This is a genomic window from Paenibacillus sp. MAH-35, from assembly GCF_058135425.1.
In genome coordinates, this window is the sequence record NZ_JBYUPU010000001.1 from 425,953 (window position 1) to 445,073 (window position 19,121).

Here is a 19,121-nt window from a genome sequence, read left to right on the forward strand (position 1 = left end):
GCCGGAAGTAGGGAGGGGGAGGCAACTATGCTTCAACCGAAGGCAAGGTGGAAAGTAAACGGCATCGAACGGCATGCCGCCGAGTCGCTGGCGAAGGAGCTGAAGCTTCATCCCGTCATCGCAGGTATGCTGGTTGCCCGAGGCATTACCGATATAGGAGAGGCCCAGCGGTTTCTCAAAGGGGGAAAGGATCATTTTCATGATCCTTTTCTACTGGATGGCATGGAACGGGCGGTGGAGCGGATTCGAAGCGCGCTTCAAGCCGGAGAGAAGATAAGAGTATATGGGGATTACGACGCGGACGGCGTGAGCAGCACCTCGCTTATGGTGCATTTGCTACGCCGTCTCGGCGCGGAATTCGATACCTATATTCCGCATCGGGCCACCGAAGGGTATGGTCTGAATGTCAATGCGATCGACCTCGCGAAGCAAAGCGGCGTATCGCTTATCGTAACCGTTGACACGGGAATCAGCGCCCGCGAGCAGATCGCTTATGCGACGGAGATTGGCATCGACGTCATCGTTACGGACCATCACGAGCCGCCGGAGCTGCTGCCGGATGCCGTAGCGATTCTGAATCCGAAGAAACCCGGATGCCCGTATCCGTTTAAGTCGCTCGCGGGGGTAGGCGTCGCGTTCAAGCTTGCGCACGCGCTGCTTGAGGAGCTTCCCGAGGAGCTGCTGGAAATTGCGGCAATCGGCACGGTGGCGGATTTGATGCCGCTTGTCGGAGAGAACCGCGTGATCGTCAAGCTTGGCCTGGAGCGGATGCAGGATAGCGCTTATGTCGGCATTCAGGCATTGCTGGACGTCTCCGGAGCGGGCGATAAGGAGGTTACCTCCACGCATCTGGGCTTCTCGCTGGCGCCTCGCATTAATGCAAGCGGAAGGCTCGAGCATGCTTCGGACGCCGTACGGCTGCTGACGACCGACGATCCCGAGGAAGCGGAGCTCATAGCGACTTCGCTCGATTTGCTGAACAAGGAGCGTCAGCGGATTGTCGAAGAGATGACGAAGGAAGCGCTGGACGTCTTGACGCGCAAAGATCCCGATTTCTCCAGCCGAGTGATCGTAGTGGCGGCGGAAGGCTGGAACGTGGGTGTAATCGGAATCGTGGCGGCGAAGCTGCTGGAGCGCTTCTACCGGCCGGTAATCGTCCTTGCGATCGATCCGGCTACGGGGCTGGCCAAAGGCTCGGCGCGTTCGATTCCGGGATACGATATTTATCAGGCGCTGACCCATACTGCGGGGCTTCTCGATCATTACGGCGGACATCAGGCGGCGGCAGGGATGACGATTCATCGCGACCGTCTGGACGAATTCGCCGCAGCCTTGAACGCTCTTGCCGAACAATGGCTGACTGCCGAAGATCTCGTGCCGCTAATTCAGGCGGATGCGGACTTCACGCTTGTTGACGTGACCGTGGATATCATTCGTCAGATCGAGGCGCTTGCCCCGTTCGGAATGGGCAATCCGGCCCCAAGGTTCGTCTTGTCGGGATTAAGCGTGCAGGAGAAGCGGGCGCTCGGCAAAGACAAACAGCATTTGAAGCTGATGCTGACCGAGCCGGGAGGTTCGTCTCCAGGCACGGTAGAGGCGGTAGGCTTCGGGCGCGGAGCCATGCTGGAGCTTATCTCGCCGACGGCGAGGATCGACATCCTCGGGGAGCTCGGCATTAACGAGTGGAACGGCGTCCGCAAGCCGCAAATCGTCATTCAGGATATGCGGGTTCCGCATGTGCAAGTATTCGATTGGCGCGGGGCCAAGATGACCGTCGACAAGTTTGCGGATACGTGCGCAGCGGTACGGCAGGAGCCGGGCGGGCCCGGGCGCGAGGCGATTCTCGTAGAAGCGGGTGCGCCCTCGAAGCTGATCGATCCGGATCGGATCAGTTGCGGGTTGTGGGCGATGGACGGCAGCTTGGGGGCGATCCCGTTAAATGCGGCCGCCAAGTCGGCCAGTCTCGCGGAAGCCGACGATGTGCTGATCGTTACGCTCCCGGACCGGCTGGAACGTCTGGAGTCGGCGCTGGCAGTGTGCCGGGCAAAACGGATTTACGCCGCATTTGCCGATTGGGACCGCGATTACGCTGCCCTACCGTCGAGAGACACGTTTAAGGCGCTGTACCAGGAAGCGATCCGGAAGGGCGAGTGGGATGAGCGGAACATCTCGTTTCTTGAGCCGCTTCGCCGAAAGTCCGGATTATCCGAAGGACTGATTCGGTTTATGCTCACGGTTTTTGAAGAATTGCAATTTATCGATAAGATGGGATCTGTCTGCAAAACGACGGCATCGCCCAAAAAGCGGGATCTTGCCGAATCGCCCGCTTATCAAAGCCGTCAGCAGCGCGGCGAGGTCGAGCAAGTGCTCGTCTACTCGAACGCGCAGCAGCTGACGGACTGGATTACGGACCGGCTGGCCGTTCAATCGAAACGTATGATGGAGGTAACAGGATGAATCTCAAAGAGCATATTCGTGTCATTCCCGACTTTCCGCAACCGGGTATCCGCTTCAAGGACATTACGACGCTGCTGAACAACGGTCCGGTCTACAAGGAGGTTATCGATCATCTGGCGCAGCGGTACCGGGACAGCGGCATCGATCTGGTCGCAGGGCCTGAAGCGCGCGGTTTCGTCATCGGCGCTCCGCTCGCTTACGCGCTGGGCGTAGGCTTCGTGCCGATCCGCAAAAGCGGCAAACTGCCGGGCGAGACGATCGAGGTCGGCTACGATCTGGAGTACGGCAAAGATAAGCTTGCCATACATAAAGATGCGATCCGACCGGGGCAGCGCGTATTGATCGCGGACGATTTGCTTGCAACAGGCGGTACGATCGCAAGCACGCTTCAACTGATCCGCCAGCTCGGCGGAGACGTTGTCGGCGCGACGTTTTTGATCGAGCTGTCTTATTTGAACGGTAGAGAGAAGCTGGGCGGCATCGAGATCGAATCGCTGGTCCAGTATTGATTTTACACGAGACGCCCGTGCGGCGGTCCTGAACGGCAGTAATGCCCGGGACCGAAGCACGGGCGTTTTTGTCGGCCGTTCCTGTTGCCGGTTAGGTGGAACGCTGGTTGTTGCTTTACGTTTACAAGCAGATTGATTGTGCCGAGCGGCCCGCGCCGAAGGATGATTTGTTGCTCTTGCGAGCAGCCCGGACTCCGAGTCTTTCGCAGTTTAACCAAAGGAGGAAGGCGCAGAACCGGCTTTTACGGCTGGGCTGGCCAAAACCGTTTCAGGCGGAGTCGGCCGAAGCCGGGACCTCAAAGGAACGGACCAGGAGCAGGCCGGGGTGCAGACGTTCGTGTTCGGCTGCAGCGTTTTCAGCGAAACTGCTGGAATAAGAGCTTGAAACCGCACTTATTTTCTGTAAGTTGGGCTGATATTGTAAATTAAGAGGTCCAAGCCGCTCTTATCATGCTAGATAGGGTGGTCATGCCACATCGTGCCAAGTTTTCGCCGGCTATGGGATGTCATGCCCTTTTTGGAGAAGAATCGCGGCTGAGGGAGAGCACAAGCAACGGTTGTAAAAAGCGGTAACGAGAAACAGTTACAAGAAACGGTAACTAGAAGAAGTAATAAGAAGAAGTAACAAGGAAACACCCGGTTTATTTTCCGGGAAATAAAACCAGAGGAGGGGCACGTCTGTGACATGGCCTTCGATTCGCAATTTTCTACAAATTCCGCATCATCTCACTGGCAAAGGTGTAGGCATTGCCGTCGTAGACGGCCGGTTCCCGAATCATCCCGATATAGCGGCCACTTCCCGGCGAAACACGTACCTCGTAAAAACGTCCGAGCCTGATCCGGTTCCTTCATTAATGACGGCGGACGACGGTCCTTGGACCAAGGGAAGGCATGGCTTGGCAGCAGCAGCTGCGGCGGCCGGTTCGGGCCTAATCTCCCAAGGCCTATATACCGGAGCTGCGCCGGATGCCGACCTTTACTTGCTGGAGACCGGCCGTCTGGAGACCGATCAGGATGTCGAATGCAAAATCGCGGCTGCTTTAGACTGGCTTTATCTGAATTGGCGCCGGTATCGCATACGCGGAGTCGTAGTAACGATCGCGGCGACCCGGGATACGGGGCTTCTTCCCTGGCAGGCGGACCCGATTCGGATCGGGTGCGAGAAGCTGGCGGCTGACGGTCTTCTCGTTGTTGCAGCTACGGGCAATACGCAAGAGTTAACGAGCAACGGTCCGGCTTCTTCGCCATCCGTATTATCGGTCGGCGGGGTGATCGTACCGGAAGATGCCGATATTCGTTACGCGAAACCGTACTACGGGTGCAGAGGGACGACGTTCGAGGGCAAATGGGTGCCGGAAATAGTAGCGCCGGCTAAAAACATCGTGCTGCCTGCGCCATTTGATTCGCTGGAAGAGCGTCAACGCCACTTTACCGCTCGGTTCGACAACCTGCCGGAAGGGTATGCGAGAACGGAGGGCACTTCGTTTGCCGCGCCGATTGTTCTCGGATGTGCAGCCTGCCTATGGCAAGCGCAGCCGAGCTGGACAGCCGGGCAAGTAAAAGCCGCCATCGTAGAAAGTTCCGCCGTGGTAGGGCAGTGCACAGAGCTGCGTGCCGGATTAGTCGATGTGAAGGCGGCTATTCATGCCGATACGTCGGTTGGGGAAAACGATCCGCCGTACACGTTATGGTGCAGTTGGAAGCAGAAAGACGGTTTCGAGCGTTTGAAAGCAATAAAGGCTCAAAACGAGGCGAGCATCGCTTCGGCTGCTGTATTGTCTTACTGCGAGGCTCCTATATCTCCTGAGACGCAGGAACAGGTATTGTTCCTAATCGGCAGCAGGTCGGGTCGGGTCCGTGCCGCAGCGGTAACGGCTTTGGCGTTTTGCCAGGAAGCGCTCTCAATCCAAGACTATTGCCGCGTTCTCCATGATGACAGCCGATTGGTGAGAATGGCCGCCCTCTTTGCGTTAAGCCGAAGTCCGGGTCTCCATCACCAGTTGAAGGATGAAGTTGTCGGGCTGTTCTCGGACAGCGACCTGGATATTCGCTATTGCGCCATTAAGCTGGCCGGCAATATCCGGGACGAAGCATTCGTTAAACCGCTGCTAAGCGGGATAGAGGACGATGCCATTCACGAACGGGTATCCATCTTCGCAGCAAGGTGCTCTGCGCTGGAAGCGATAACCGGCATGCAATTCGAGCCGGAGCCCAGGTGGCTGGAGGAGCAGGGGATTTACTCGGAGCGGAGTACGCAAGGGCGAGTGCATATCGCCCGGAAATGGAGGCAGTGGGCCAGCTACCTTTCTCCTTAACTCGTAGTGAGCCTGTGCCACGACGAATGCCCCTTGTATGCGGGAGAGAAGAGGCAGCTTTTTTAGTAAGGAATGTTTTAGATTTATCGATTTAACGCAGTACCACGTTATCTCTTTATTGCCTTAATGCGGTTATTATCCGAAATATCAAAAAACACGATCTGCGCCTTAGGCACGGATCGTGTTTCAACTTGCATAAAGATCATTATTTTTCGTTCGACAACCCCAGCAGATCGCTCAACTTAAAGAACAAACTCAGCAGAATGGCGACGACGGTTGCCAGCGCCATCCCTTTCAGTTCGAAGTCGCCCAGCGTCAGCTTGGCTCCGCTGATCCCGATCACGAGAACGATCGTCGTCAGGATGAGGTTCGAAGGCTTCGAATAATCCACCTTGCTCTCGACGAGCATCCGAATGCCGGAAGCGGCGATAACCCCGAACAAGAGCAGCGAGAGGCCGCCCATAACGGCAACCGGAATCGTATTGATCAGCGCTGCCAATTTGCCGAAAAACGACAGCACGATGGCAAATACGGCCGCAATGCCGATGACCCAGGTCGAGTACACTTTGGAGATCGCGAGGACGCCGATATTTTCGCCATAAGTCGTATTCGGAGTAGAGCCTACAAATCCGGACAGCACGGTAGATATCCCGTTGCCGAGCAGGGAGCGGTCCAGACCGGGATCTTTCGTCAAGTCTTTGCCGACGATATTGCCGGTGACGATCAGATGCCCGATATGCTCGGCGATGACGACGAGCGCGGCCGGGAGAATGATAATAATGCTGGCCCAATCCCATGTAGGTGTGTAGAATGTCGGCAAGGCGACCACATCCGCTTCCGCCACTTTGCCGAAGGAAACGAGACCCATCCAGGCGGCCAGCCCGTAACCGACGACCATGCCGATCAGGATCGGGATGATTTTAAGGAAGCCGCGGAACATCGCTTGGCCGATAATGGTGATAGCCAGTGTACACAGGGATACGGTTACGGTTTTCGGATCGAGCGCCCAGTCCGCCGGCGCGTCAGAGCCCGGAATCAGCCCGGCCATGCCGGCTGCGACCGGAACGAGCTCCAGCCCGATCACAGCTACGATGGCGCCCATCGCGGCAGGCGGGAACACGACGTCGATCCAGCGGGTGCCGACCGATTTGACGAGCAGGGCGAACAGGATGAAGACGAGACCTACTACGATAAACCCGCCCAGCGCAGCGCTGTACCCTAGCGTTCCGAGCACGACGAACACGGGCGAGATAAAAGCGAAGCTGGAGCCGAGATAAGCAGGAATTTTGCCTTTGCACAAAAACAAGTAAAGCAGCGTACCTATTCCATTCATAAGCAGAATCGTAGCGGGATCAACCTTGAACAAAAACGGAACGAGGACAGTGGAGCCGAACATCGCGAACAGATGCTGCAGGCCGAGCGGTATGCTCTTGAGCAGCGGAGGGCGCTCGTCCACCTGAATGACGCGTTGCTGCATAGTACATCTCCCTTACACACATAGTTTTTTCGACATCTGGAATGCCATCAAATAGAATAGCAGAAATGTGTCGAAATAGCATCCGTTTTCTTGAGGGCTTGTAAACGTTTCATTCGCCCGCCCCGATCCGCTCTGCTTCCGCGTTGCAGTTGACGTCGTCCCCATTCAAAGGCATAATGTAGAGAAACGAACGTATGGCAGGAGAAGGTATATAAAAGATGGGCATTGAGCAGTTACTGGAACGCGCGGCAACCTACTTAAAACAAAGCGATCTCGTACGGATTCGGGAAGCTTACGACTTTGCCGAGCAAGCTCACCACGGACAGGTGCGAAAGTCGGGAGAACCGTATATTTTACATCCGCTGGCCGTTGCCGAAATTTTAGTGAATATGCAGATGGATGTCACTTCGGTCATCGCCGCCCTGCTGCATGACGTGGTCGAAGATACGACGGTATCGCTCCAGGCGGTGGAGAAGCATTTCGGCAAAACGTGCGCGATGCTTGTCGACGGGCTGACCAAACTGGAGAAAATTAAATTCAAGTCCAAGGAAGAGCAGCAAAACGAAAATTACCGCAAAATGTTCGTGGCGATGGCCCAGGACATACGCGTGATTTTGATTAAGCTGGCCGACCGTCTGCACAATATGCGAACGCTGAAGTTCCAGTCGGAGGAAGCGCAGCGGCGGATCGCCGACGAGACGCTGGAGATTTTCTGTCCGATCGCTCATCGGCTCGGGATCTCGGCGATCAAGTGGGAGATGGAGGATATCGCTCTCCGCTACTTGAACCCGCAGCAATATTACCGGATCGTGAACCTGATGCAGAAAAAACGGACCGAGCGCGAGAAATATATCGAAGAGATTATCGACAATATCCGGAGCAAGCTCAGCGAGATGGGGATCGAGGGCGATATTTCCGGCCGGCCGAAACATATTTATAGCATTTACAAAAAGATGACCTCCAAAAACAAGCAGTTCAACGAAATCTACGACCTGCTTGCGATTCGGGTCATCGTGGACAATATCAAAGACTGTTATGCGACGCTCGGCATTATCCACACGTTATGGAAGCCGATGCCGGGACGGTTTAAGGATTATATCGCTATGCCGAAGCCGAACATGTACCAGTCGCTGCATACGACGGTCGTCGGACCGAGCGGTGAGCCGCTTGAGGTGCAGATTCGCACGTGGGACATGCATAAGACGTCTGAGTTCGGGATCGCCGCCCACTGGGCGTATAAGGAAGGCTCGATGGTGCCGTCCGGCGGCTTCGGGGACAAGATGATCTTTTTCCGTGAAATTTTGGAGCTTCAGCAGGATACGCGGGATGCGGCGGAGTTTATGGAGTCGCTCAAGATGGACTTTTTCTCCGATCTCGTTTTTGTGTTCACTCCCAAAGGGGAAGTCGTCGAGCTGCCGGCAGGTTCGGTTCCGCTCGATTTCGCATACCGGATTCATACCGAGATCGGCAACCGCACGGTCGGTGCGAAGGTGAACGGACGGATCGTACCGCTCGATTATAAGCTGAACACAGGCGATATCGTCGAGATTTTGACGTCCAAGCATTCGTACGGACCCAGCCAGGATTGGGTGAAGATCGCCCAGTCTTCGCACGCCCGGAGCAAGATCAAGCAGTGGTTCAAGAAGGAGAAGCGGGAAGAGAACGTCCAGAAGGGCAAGGAAGGGATCGAACGCGAGCTGAAGCGGCTCGGGCTGGAGCCTCCTTCCGTGATGACCGATGACAACCTGATGGAGGTTGCCCGCAAATTCAACTTCAACGATATCGAAGATATGATGTCGGCTGTCGGCTTTGGCGGGATTACCGCCGCCCAGATCTGTACGCGGCTGACGGACAAGATTCGCCGCGAGAACGAAGAAGCCCAGGCGAACGCGCTCGAGCTGACGAGCGAAGTGAAGGAAGTCAAAGGCTCGACGGAGAAAAAGAGCCGTCCGACTCACGGCGTCCGGGTCAAGGGCGTGGACAATCTGCTCGTCCGGTTCGCACGATGCTGCAATCCGGTTCCCGGCGATTATATTATCGGATATATTACGCGCGGGCGCGGGGTGTCCGTTCACCGGACGGATTGTACGAACATTCCGACAGGCGACGAGGACGATCTGAACCGGATGATCGATGTCGAGTGGGAGACTGCGGTCGAAGCGAACTATCACGTCGAGATCGAGATTACGGGCCACTACCGTTCCGCCTTTCTGAACGAAGTGCTGCAAGCCGTATCGGAAAGCAAGACGGTTATCTCCGCCGTGTCCGGTCGGTCCGACAAAAATAAGATGGCGATCGTTCATATGACGATTCTGATTAAAAATATCGATCACCTGCAGTCGGTTGTAGAAAAAATTAAGCGGGTGAAGGACGTATATTCGGTTCAACGGATTATGCAGAGCTAGGAGCCGAAGGAATGCGGATCGGGCAAGGGAGCAAAACGCCATGAGAGTAGTCGTACAAAGAAGCAAAGAAGCGCGCGTAGTCGTGAACGGAGAGACGGTCGGCCAAATCGGGCACGGGCTCGTTGTCCTGGTTGGAGTTACGCATGAGGACACCGAGCAGGACGCCCGTTATTTGGCCGAGAAGCTGGCCGGTTTGCGGATCTTCGAGGATGCGGAAGGCAGGATGAATGTATCGGTGCTCGACGTCGGCGGCGGGATATTGTCGGTGTCGCAATTTACGCTGTACGGCGACGTACGCAAAGGGAAGCGGCCGAACTTTATGAACGCCGCCCGGCCGGAGCAGGCGAAGCCGCTCTACGACAAGTTTAATGAGCTGCTCCGCAGTTACGGTCTGCAAGTGGAGACCGGTATTTTCGGAGAGATGATGGATGTGCAGTTGACGAACTCAGGACCTGTTACGCTCGTAATCGAGAGCCGGTAACGGTTCTTTTTTGTTTGCGTATTGATATTGCGCCTGTTCGCTGATAATATGATAATGATTATCAATTTCGAATTCACGTGTATGAAGGGATTGACGTCATGATCGAATCGCTGCACAAATTCAACATCGGCGTGGAAGGCACTAGACGCGTCGTGTATTCCGTACCGGTATCCGCCTTGCCCCACGGCAGCGCGATGGAGCAATTGCTCGAAGCGTATTCCCCGCTGATGAAGGCGCTGGATCGGACGGCGGCAGCCGCTTATTTTTGCGCCCAGTTCGGGAACGTTTGTCTGGCTTTACAGTACGCGGTATCGGTACATGACGTCTCCTTTGATGTGTCGCTGAACAATATAACGGTACAGCTCGTGGAGATGGAGGAAGGAAGGTACGGAGTCGCCTTCCAGCTGGCGCATTGGTCCGAGCAGCGCGCTCCCGAGGACGGGAACGAGCGCCGGCTCTGGCTCGCGGACGTCCTCTCCGCCTTGTACAGCGGAACGGTGCGGCCTGTATATGAGGCGGCGTCAAAGGCTGCGGGTATGCCTCTGCCTCATCTGTGGGGGCTGCTGCCGACCCGGTTCAACTACAGCACGGAACAGTGGATGCTGGCGGAGACTAACGATACGATTAAAGAGACGATTGCCGCCGACTATGAGTTTCTGATCCGTCAGATCGAAGGCAGTACGTTCGGCCAGACCCGGAGTCCGTTCGACGTGAAAATTCGCTGGATCGAAGATTTGAAAGATCCGTGCAAGCAGATGCGGATGAAAAATTCATGCTGTATGTATTACCGGACGGAAGGCGGCCGTTACTGTTATTCGTGTCCCCGGATCAAGGAAAGCGAGCGGGCCGAGCGGCGTCTGGAAGCAAGGGAAGGCGAAAAGGCGGCCGTTCCGGTTGCCGCTGCGAAGTAGCAGACGGTGTGTCAGCGGTAATCCGATACTTGCAGGGAATGGGCGTAGCGTGAACGATCGGACGTATTATGAAATATCGCACTCTTGGGGAAACTGATAGTACATTTCGCTCAAGGAGTCGATCAGATGCGCCGATCCCGCAAGGAAACCGTTATGCTGGAACCCGGAAACCGGCTGCTGCACAACGATACTCACGAATCGGCCGGGATGCTGCACAGTTTTTTCGCCGCAGAAGCGGCCGAAGAGTGGGCGACCGGTCACGTTCAGGGCAAACATCCGTCGCGGAAGCCTCCGCGTGCTTAACCCGTCAAAATCGCCGCCAGCTTGCCCGCATCAGCGGAAGCGGCGGTTTTTTTGTCGTTTCCGAATATCCCGGTACCCGGTATCCGTCCGGTTTGCCGGAACGCCGCAAACATTCCTTGGCGCTTTCACTTGTGGTACACTTATCTAGTTACAACAGTTTGGCCGCTTTAGGCGGCGGTACGTCGATCGGAGGGCGATACGCGAGATGAAGGTTGAGATCAGGCAGATCGGATTTTCAGACTATCAAATGGATATTTATCATATATGGAAGCTGTTTTACGAAGAAGTGGAGCTTGTGTATGAGCCGGCGGATGACGCCGAGCTGCGGATGACGCTGGAGCTTGCCGACGCGGGCGAAGAAGCCGGGGCCGAGGCCAAGGTTCGGGCTTATTTGGAGCGTCCGGAATCGGGAGCGGCCTGGTCGCACACGGAACGGAGGCTGCTGCGAAGCGGAGCTGCAGAAGCGCGCCGGAGGGAGCTGAAGCGCGTCGTCGGCTCGGCGCTGCTGCGCGTCCTCGAGGAAGCGTCCGGACTGGAGCAGCCGTGGGGCGTGCTCACCGGGGTGCGCCCGACGAAGCTGATGCACAATATGGTCCGCAAGCAGGGACGGGAGTTAAGCGTACGCCAGCTGCAGGAGGAATATTTGCTTACCGATGAGAAGGCGAAGCTGCTGGCGGACATCGTGGAGCGGCAGCTCAAGGTGATCCCCGATCTGTTCGAGCTGGACCGCGAAGTCAGCTTGTACATCGGCATTCCTTTCTGCCCGACGAAATGCGCCTACTGCACGTTTCCGGCTTACGATATCCGCGGCAACAACGGGTCCGTAGATTCGTTTCTGGACGGCCTCCACTACGAGATCCGGGAGACGGGCGAATGGCTGAAGCGGACCGGACTGACCGTAACGACGATTTATTGGGGCGGGGGGACGCCGACGAGCATAACCGCCGAGCAGATCGATGCGCTTTTTGAAACGATGCATCAGTCGATTCCGGATATGGACCAAGTGCGCGAGCTGACGGTTGAAGCGGGCCGTCCCGACACGATAACGCCGGATAAGCTGAAGGTGATGAAAAAATGGAACGTCGACCGGATCAGCATCAATCCGCAAAGCTTCACCCAGCTTACGCTCGATAAAATCGGGCGCCACCATACTGTCGATGAAACGATCGAGAAGTTCATCCTGTCCCGCGAGATGGGGATGGACAATATTAATATGGACCTCATTATCGGTCTGCCGAACGAAGGGATTCCCGAATTCCAGCATACGCTGGACGAGACGGCCAAGCTGCTCCCGGAATCGTTAACCGTGCATACGCTGTCGTTCAAGCGGGCATCGCGAATGACCAAAAACCGCGATCAGTACGAAGTGGCGGAGCGGGACGAGATCGCCGATATGATGAAGATGGCGAACCGGTTTATGGAGGAGAACGGCTACCATCCGTACTACATGTACCGGCAAAAAAATATGCTGGGCAACCTCGAGAACGTCGGTTACGCGCTCGGCGACCGGGACAGCTTGTACAACATCCTCATGATGGAAGAACGGCAGACGATTATCGGGCTGGGCTGCGGCGCGGTCAGCAAAGTGCTGTATCCGGCCGTATACGACGCGGAAGGCAACGAGCAGCAAAAAATCGAGCGGTTTCCGAATCCGAAGGAGCCGTCGGTGTACAATCAGGCGTACAAGGAATATTTCGATAAAAAAATGCGGCTGCTGGATGACGCTTACGGACAAACGGTAAGCCGCTGAGCGGGCGGGGAGATCCCGATGAAAACGACCAAATCGCTCTCCCGGCTCGGGAGCTTGCTGGACAATGTGCAGGTTCAGGTGTCGATCGCGGCGTATACGAAAGTAGATGCGAAGTGGCGGCAAATGAACTTCGTTCCGGAGTTCAACCGGTTTTATTATATCCGCGAAGGGGAAGGCTGCCTCGTCATCGACGGGGTGCCTCATTATCCCCGTCCCGGTCAGCTGTTCGTAATGCCTTCGGGCGTGAAGCAGTCCTATTATACGATAAATGAAAACGGTTTCGGCAAATATTGGTGCCACTTCACGGCCAAAATCGGCGATACCGACCTGTTCCGGTTGACCGGAGTGCCTTCGCACATCGATGTCACGGACCATGAGCGGCTGTCGCGGTTGTTCGAACAATTGATCGAACATTATCACAGCAGGCAGTTTACCGCTGCGCTTATGCAGAAATCCGTTTTGCTGGAGATCGTCAGTCTTTATCTGGAGCGCGCGGTCGAAGGCCGGCAGATGTTCCGGGCGGATGAGGAAGATAGCGGCATCCGGAATTTGAATCTCGTATTGAAATATATCGAGAGCCATCTGCATGACAATATAACGGTTCCCCAGCTCGCGGCGCTCGTCCATTTTCACCCGAATTACTTGATCCGCTTATTCCGCGAGCTGGTCGGCACGTCGCCGATTCAGTATGTGCACAAAATGAAAATGGAGAAGGCGATGTCGCTGCTGACGGCGACCGAGGAGCCGGTATCGGAGATCGCCCGGCAGGTGGGCATGGAGCTGTACTACTTTTCCCGGGTGTTCAAGAAGCATACCGGACTGCCGCCGTCGGATTACCGCAGATTGCTGCAGGAACGGCACGGTGCGGAGGATTAGCGGAAAACAGGTTTGTTTTGTGCAAATGGGAGTGAACTTCCTCCATTCTCTTGTTCGGCGTATTCCGTCATAGTAAAGGTGAAGAAGCCAAAACTATGAGGTGGAGGGAACTCCGATGGAGAAACCGATGCAACTGCTTAATGACGATCAGATGAGACAGTTTATTACCGAAGGGTACTTATTGCTGAAAACCGACTTCTCGCCACAGTTTCATCAGAGCCTGCTGGAGCAGCTCAGCGAAGTGTACCGTACCGAAGGCAATCCGGGCAACAACCTGCTGCCCCGGATCCGCGAGCTGCAGAAGGTATTCGAGCATCCGGTCGTTACAGGCGCTCTAACAAGCGTGCTCGGCCCGGGGTATATGATGCATTCCCACCGTCACGGGCATTATAATAACTCTCCGAAACCGGGCGGCTGGCATAAGGACAGTTACTGGGGCTACCATAAAATGCGCAATCACCGTCCGTGGTGGGCGATGATTATGTACTTTCCGCAGGATACGCCGGTGGAGCTTGGGCCGACTGGGGTCATGCCCGGCACGCAAAATTACGACACCCGCACGTTCGCGGCGGACGACAGCGACGGCGAGGTAACGGCGGCCGGCCAGGCGGGAACGTTTGTCCTGATTCATTACGATATATGGCACCGGTCGACGTCCAATCTACTCGGCAAGGAACGGTTCATGCTGAAATTCGAATTTATGCGCACGCAAGCGCCGGGCGAACCGAGCTGGGATAACCGGGAAGCGTTGTGGATAACCCCCTCTTCGTTCAGCACGCCGGTTTATCGGCACGAGGCGATGTGGAGAGACGCCTGGAACTGGCTGTCGGGCAGAAGCGACGACGGTTTGACGGCCGCAAGCGGCGGAACGGCGGAGGAAATTGCCGGCCTGCTGGAGGAGCTGCGGTCGGAAGAGGCGGAGCGGCGGGTGGACGCAGCTGACCGGCTGGGGATGCTGGGGGCTGCAGCTGCGCCTTATGGAGCCGTCGCGGCTATGGAGCGGGCGCTGGAAGATTCGTTCGAGCCGGTCGCTCTGAATGCGGCCTATGGCTTGGCCCGCATGGGAGAGGAAGGATCGGAGGCGCTGCTTCGCGCCTTGAAGCACGGCAGTGTGCCGGTTTCGCGCAAAGCGGGTTACGGGCTGTCCGCGGCCGGGCATGGGGTGGTCCGGGAACTGACCGAGGCTGTAGGCAGCGAGCGCGAAGAGACAATCGTTCATGCGGCGTTTGCCCTTGGCGAGCAGCCGTGTGCGGCTTCGTCGGCGGACGTGGTACGTGCGCTGGCCGGATTGTTAAGCCATGCATCCGTGAAGGTGCGTCAGGCCGCCGTCGATGCGCTCGGATCAGCCGGAGCGTATAGGTCCGGTTATGAATCCGGCAGCGAAAGTGTCGAGGCGCTTGCGCGCGCCCTGCAGGACGACGACACCCAAGTCCGCTTTATGGCAGGGTTGTCGCTTGCGAAATGGGGAGAGCAGGCGGAAGATGCGGTGCCTTCGCTTGTCGAAGCGTTGGACGACGACAACCGGTATGTCCGGGCTCATGCGGCCGACGCCTTGTTTTATATCGGGACGGCCAAAGCCCAGGATGCGCTGCTGCGGTTTCTGCGCGTCTCCCGCTGGTGTCCGACCACGACTCCGGCCAGTACGTTTTATCCGTAATCGGAGGGCGGCGGGGGAAACGGAGTACGCTCTGCTTCGGAACGAATAACCGGCCTTGTGAGGCAGTCGATTCATTGTGGATAACCAAGTGGAAAGGGAAAAGATTACCTTCTGGCGAGTTTTGTCTGGAATCCCCTACCTTACAATCCTTATGAAATCAAGGGATTCCGGACAACCTGTTTGAGCAGAAGAAGGTAACTTTTCACTTGGAACGGCCTGCTAACACTTCTACACAATGAATCGACAGCCTCCTTGCATGCGTCTTGTCTGAGTAATCCTGTGATTCCTGCTGTTCCATCAAGTCCGGAACCCGGCCGTCCTCTTACGATGAGGAAAGCCGGGTTCCTTTTTTTGCATGCGCCGACTTGCCCAAAATGGGCTTATTTTCGTCATTTTGCCCGAATTTTGCCGGAAACCCCCGATCTGTGTTACACTTTGAATGTCATTTTACAATGGAATAGGATGGGATGCATGGCTAGACACGTGGACCGCAGGACCGCCCGCAAAAATGCAATCGTTTTTCTGCTGCTTGTCGGGGTGGCACTAGTAATCGCGGGGGTGACCGCATACAAGCTATTAGGCGGCGGCAAAACCCAGACGACCGGCAATCCGGGCGAACTCGCTGAGGTGCAATCGGTCAAGACGGTAAAAAACAGCTACGATGTAATCGTTGTAGGTACCGATCCGGAAGGGATCGTAGCCGCGGTATCCTCCGCCCGCAACGGGCTGAAGACGCTACTGGTGGACGGCCGGGACCGGGACATTCTCGGGGGTCTGATGACGCTGGGCTGGCTGAACAGTCTCGACCATAACTACGATCGTGAGAAAACGAGCATCATTCCCGGAAAAGTGGACATTTTAAATCAAGGTTTATTTATGGAATGGTATAAACAGGTGGAAGGCGATTCGTTTGATGTCGTAACGGCGGCGAACGCGTTTCACAACATGGTAAAAAACGAGAGCAACATCGATCTGCTGCTCAAAACGAAAGCGATCGAACCGAAGCTGGAGGCCGGCGCAAACGGCAACAAAAAAATCGTCGGCGTCACGATTACCAAAGAAGACGGCTCGAAGCAGGACGTGACCGCGAAGGCGGTTATCGACGCTACCCAGGATGCGGATATCGCCGCGGCGTCGGGCGTGCCTTATACGATCGGGCGTGCGGACGTTGGAGACGAGAAGGCAAGAATGGCGGTTACCGCCGTATTCCGCCTCAAAAATGTAACCCCCGAAGTATGGAAGCAGATCCAGAAGCGGCTGAAAGACGACGGCGACCCGAATACCGACGCTAACGAACTTAGCGCCTGGGGATTCGGCGAGATGCAGAAGTACCCGCCTAACAACAAGGAACGCGTCAAAATGCGCGGCCTTAACATCGGGCGGCAAAACGATAACACGATGCTGATCAACGCGCTGCAAATTTTCGGAATCGACGGCCTCGACCCGAAATCACGCGCGGAAGCATTTGAGATTGCAAAGGCGGAATTGCCTTATGTCGTGAAGCATATGCAAGAGCTGTATCCTGAATTTGCCGGACTGGAGTGGGACGCGGTTGCGCCGGAGCTGTACATTCGCGAAACCCGGCATATGCAAGGCGAGTACCGGCTGACGATGATCGACGTGCTGGAGAACCGCGACCAGTGGGACCGGATCGCATTCGGCTCGTACCCGGTCGATATTCAGCGGATCTCGCCTACCGATAACGGAGCGGTGATGAGCCATCCGCTCAAGTATGCGATCCCGTTCCGTTCGATCGTACCGCTGAAGGTGGACAACCTGCTCGTCGTCGGACGGTCCGGCAGCTTCGATACGCTGCCTCACGGAAGCGCCCGGGTCATTCCGGTCGGCATGGCTACCGGACAAGCCGCTGGTGCCGCCGCGAAGCTCGCGATGGACAAAAACGTGTCGTTCCGGGAGCTGTCAGCGTCGAAGGAGCATATCGCCACGCTGCAGGACATGCTTAACAAGCAAGGGATGGAGCTGAAGCCTTATCAGCCCAAGCCGGAGTTTTATATGGAGCAGAAGGCGTATGAAGGACTGAAAACGGTCGTCAGCATGGGGCTGGTCATTGGCGGCTACGACAACAAAGGCTTCGACACGACGCCGGATTCGAACCCGCAGCGGCTGCTCAACCTGATGCAAGGCGTCAAGCGCGTGCATAAGCTGACCGGCGATCCGAGCGGAGTCGTAGCGGGCATCCAGGATGCGGCGAAGCAGCCGCTCACGCTCGATCAGGCGGCTTGGACGATCGCGAAGACGGCCGGCCTCGACGTCCAGGCGGTGCAAGCGTCGAAGGAGCTGCTGGCGAAAGGGATGCTGAAGCAGGCGACGATCGACGGCATCGCCGATAAGCAGAAGCTGAACAACGGCGACACGTATATGATGATTCGCGATCTGGTCGAGTCGCTGCCGAAGAAGTGATTATTCAGCTTTAAAATGCTGTATCCCGGCAAGGGTGCTTTCGTGTTGGCGGGACTAGCATCTACTTGAGGCTGGGTCATGCCGAACGTTTTAAAGGCATATTGTTCTTGGGAGCAGCAGTTGAATGTATACAGAAAATAAAAAACCTCCAAGTCCATTGGGATTAGTCTCCCGTGGATTGGAGGTTTTTTATTTGGATTTGTCTTAACAACTTGATGATATCCGTGGCACAATTAATCATGATTGGACAGAGTGCCCTACGCTACCAACAAACGATGACGAAAACGGTGTCCGTTCACTATATTAGATAAGCTATAAACAAAAAAATAAAAGGAGTGGTGGTATTGTGAAAAAAATCGGTATGACGATTAGCGTTCTTTCATTACTATTTTCTCTGCTTTTGGGCTGTGGTTCCGGTAAATCTGAATCTGCAAGTCCGAACATCATGGTGGCTGCAGGAGATTTGGATGATAATTTCCACTCATTGGAGGAAATAGAATCGAAAGCTGAGACGATCCTTGAAATTAGGGTATTAGATAATCAGCAAACAATTGTTTACGGCGATATTCCATTTACAATATCAAGAGCAGTAGTACTCTCCTCTCTTAAAGGGAATATCCATGAAGGTGAAGAAATTAACATCCTTGAGACAGGAGGTATATACAAGCCAGTATCTAAGGAAGGGAAGGGTTTTTTACCTGAGGTGGACTATGCATTTAATGGGATACCTGTAATGAAAAGCGGTGAGCATCTTGTTACTTTTCTATATAAGTATGAGGGACCAATTGCCAAAAATGTATTTATGCCTTTAGGTGTCTATCAGGGTAAGTTCAAGGTTCAGGACAATGGTAAGATTGAACAACAGGCTCCAAAAGAAAATAAGATTATAACTAACTTTACAGATTTAGGAGCTTTTAAGGGGAAGGTTAAAGAAATGGTAAAATAAATAACTCAACTTTCGCAGCTTCAAAATGACGGAAATCCCTTATGGATAAAGGAAAATCCTAAAGAATAATAGGGGCTTGACAGAAAAAACACCCCTTTGTTTGGTAAAATGGAAGTGACGAGCAACCATTCCAAACAAAGAAAGGTGTGTAACCTTATGGTACACCAAAATCAGCAATCTGAACAGGCAAAATCACGATTACTAGCGATTCTCTCTGTCCTTAAAATTGGCAACCTGCTTCGGGATTCGGGCATTTCCAAATCGTTTGGTTTCACGAGTCAGGAAGTGTTTAAGCTTATCTTTTCCCTTGTATTTGAAGGACGCAATTGGTTTCGACTCCTCGAAAGCGATCGTAAGGATCTGCCGGGAAAAGATGGTATATCGCTTTTTAAATCACAGCTACTTTGCTTGGCGTGAGTTTTTATTGGCGCTAGGTCTGAAAATCGTGCTTCATTTTGAAACCCTCATTTCATCTACTCGCGTTCACGTCTTCATTGTGGATGACTCGGTTCTTCAGCAAAACCGCAGCAAAAAGGCGGAATTACTTGCCCGTGTGTTCGACCATACGACAGGGCGTTTTGTCAAAGGCTTCAACATGCTGACGTTAGGCTGG

The 19,121-nt window shown here is 55.1% G+C and carries 13 protein-coding genes and 1 pseudogene; 13 read left to right on the forward strand and 1 reads right to left on the reverse strand.

What is annotated here, in order from left to right; genetic code table 11:
- The first annotated feature begins 27 nt into the window (after positions 1-27).
- From recJ to AC3Y2E_RS01785, 3 genes are all read left to right on the forward strand, one after another.
- Positions 28-2,457 carry a single-stranded-DNA-specific exonuclease RecJ gene (gene recJ / locus AC3Y2E_RS01775; RefSeq protein WP_379206498.1) on the forward strand — a complete coding sequence of 810 codons (2,430 nt, stop codon included), beginning with the start codon at positions 28-30 and terminating at the stop codon, positions 2,455-2,457.
- Complete coding sequence (locus AC3Y2E_RS01780) at positions 2,454-2,966, forward strand: adenine phosphoribosyltransferase (protein ID WP_190924670.1); 513 nt, start codon at positions 2,454-2,456, stop codon at positions 2,964-2,966. Before recJ ends, AC3Y2E_RS01780 begins: the two co-directional genes overlap by 4 nt.
- Positions 2,967-3,646: 680 nt before the next feature.
- Positions 3,647-5,281 carry a S8 family serine peptidase gene (locus tag AC3Y2E_RS01785; protein ID WP_379206501.1) on the forward strand — a complete coding sequence of 545 codons (1,635 nt, stop codon included), beginning with the start codon at positions 3,647-3,649 and terminating at the stop codon, positions 5,279-5,281.
- 205 nt (positions 5,282-5,486) lie between these two features.
- Here the strand turns inward: AC3Y2E_RS01785 and uraA are convergent, their stop codons facing one another.
- Positions 5,487-6,758: a uracil permease gene (gene uraA / locus AC3Y2E_RS01790; RefSeq protein WP_379206503.1), complete on the reverse strand. Its 1,272-nt coding sequence runs from the start codon at positions 6,756-6,758 to the stop codon at positions 5,487-5,489.
- Between the two features lie 218 nt (positions 6,759-6,976).
- Here uraA and AC3Y2E_RS01795 point away from each other — a divergent pair, with 218 nt between their 5' ends.
- The 10 genes and pseudogenes from AC3Y2E_RS01795 to AC3Y2E_RS01840 form a co-directional block, all read left to right on the forward strand.
- Positions 6,977-9,163, forward strand: coding sequence for a RelA/SpoT family protein (locus AC3Y2E_RS01795; RefSeq protein WP_379206505.1), 2,187 nt, complete (start codon positions 6,977-6,979; stop codon positions 9,161-9,163).
- Between the two features lie 40 nt (positions 9,164-9,203).
- Positions 9,204-9,644 carry a D-aminoacyl-tRNA deacylase gene (dtd, locus tag AC3Y2E_RS01800; protein ID WP_379206507.1) on the forward strand — a complete coding sequence of 147 codons (441 nt, stop codon included), beginning with the start codon at positions 9,204-9,206 and terminating at the stop codon, positions 9,642-9,644.
- Between the two features lie 98 nt (positions 9,645-9,742).
- Positions 9,743-10,555, forward strand: coding sequence for a (2Fe-2S)-binding protein (locus AC3Y2E_RS01805; protein ID WP_379206509.1), 813 nt, complete (start codon positions 9,743-9,745; stop codon positions 10,553-10,555).
- A 126-nt stretch (positions 10,556-10,681) separates the two neighbouring features.
- Entirely contained in the window at positions 10,682-10,858 is a 177-nt protein-coding gene (locus tag AC3Y2E_RS01810; protein WP_379206511.1) for a hypothetical protein, read from the forward strand.
- A gap of 205 nt (positions 10,859-11,063) precedes the next feature.
- A complete protein-coding gene (locus tag AC3Y2E_RS01815) occupies positions 11,064-12,608 on the forward strand; it encodes a coproporphyrinogen III oxidase (protein WP_379206513.1) in 1,545 nt (514 codons plus the stop codon).
- Between the two features lie 18 nt (positions 12,609-12,626).
- On the forward strand, positions 12,627-13,484 hold the full coding sequence (locus tag AC3Y2E_RS01820; protein ID WP_379206515.1) for an AraC family transcriptional regulator: 858 nt from the start codon (positions 12,627-12,629) through the stop codon (positions 13,482-13,484).
- Positions 13,485-13,599: 115 nt separating this feature from the next.
- The gene (locus AC3Y2E_RS01825) at positions 13,600-15,141 is read left to right on the forward strand and encodes a HEAT repeat domain-containing protein (protein WP_379206517.1); all 1,542 of its coding nucleotides are present in this window, start codon (positions 13,600-13,602) and stop codon (positions 15,139-15,141) included.
- 471 nt (positions 15,142-15,612) lie between these two features.
- The gene (locus AC3Y2E_RS01830; protein WP_379206519.1) at positions 15,613-17,562 is read left to right on the forward strand and encodes an FAD-dependent oxidoreductase; all 1,950 of its coding nucleotides are present in this window, start codon (positions 15,613-15,615) and stop codon (positions 17,560-17,562) included.
- A gap of 346 nt (positions 17,563-17,908) precedes the next feature.
- Positions 17,909-18,508, forward strand: a complete 600-nt coding sequence (locus AC3Y2E_RS01835) for a hypothetical protein (RefSeq protein WP_379206521.1) — start codon at positions 17,909-17,911, stop codon at positions 18,506-18,508.
- A 156-nt stretch (positions 18,509-18,664) separates the two neighbouring features.
- Positions 18,665-19,121: pseudogene (locus AC3Y2E_RS01840) on the forward strand (IS4 family transposase); the annotation flags it as partial.

What these genes read in the sequence shown, in the direction of transcription:
- recJ (WP_379206498.1), top strand. Translation starts at nt 28, where the DNA reads ATGCTTCAACCGAAGGCAAGGTGGAAAGTAAACGGCATCGAACGGCAT.
- AC3Y2E_RS01780 (WP_190924670.1), top strand. Translation starts at nt 2,454, where the DNA reads ATGAATCTCAAAGAGCATATTCGTGTCATTCCCGACTTTCCGCAACCG.
- uraA (WP_379206503.1), bottom strand. Translation starts at nt 6,758, where the DNA reads ATGCAGCAACGCGTCATTCAGGTGGACGAGCGCCCTCCGCTGCTCAAG.
- AC3Y2E_RS01795 (WP_379206505.1), top strand. Translation starts at nt 6,977, where the DNA reads ATGGGCATTGAGCAGTTACTGGAACGCGCGGCAACCTACTTAAAACAA.
- dtd (WP_379206507.1), top strand. Translation starts at nt 9,204, where the DNA reads ATGAGAGTAGTCGTACAAAGAAGCAAAGAAGCGCGCGTAGTCGTGAAC.
- AC3Y2E_RS01805 (WP_379206509.1), top strand. Translation starts at nt 9,743, where the DNA reads ATGATCGAATCGCTGCACAAATTCAACATCGGCGTGGAAGGCACTAGA.
- AC3Y2E_RS01810 (WP_379206511.1), top strand. Translation starts at nt 10,682, where the DNA reads ATGCGCCGATCCCGCAAGGAAACCGTTATGCTGGAACCCGGAAACCGG.
- AC3Y2E_RS01815 (WP_379206513.1), top strand. Translation starts at nt 11,064, where the DNA reads ATGAAGGTTGAGATCAGGCAGATCGGATTTTCAGACTATCAAATGGAT.
- AC3Y2E_RS01820 (WP_379206515.1), top strand. Translation starts at nt 12,627, where the DNA reads ATGAAAACGACCAAATCGCTCTCCCGGCTCGGGAGCTTGCTGGACAAT.
- AC3Y2E_RS01825 (WP_379206517.1), top strand. Translation starts at nt 13,600, where the DNA reads ATGGAGAAACCGATGCAACTGCTTAATGACGATCAGATGAGACAGTTT.
- AC3Y2E_RS01830 (WP_379206519.1), top strand. Translation starts at nt 15,613, where the DNA reads ATGGCTAGACACGTGGACCGCAGGACCGCCCGCAAAAATGCAATCGTT.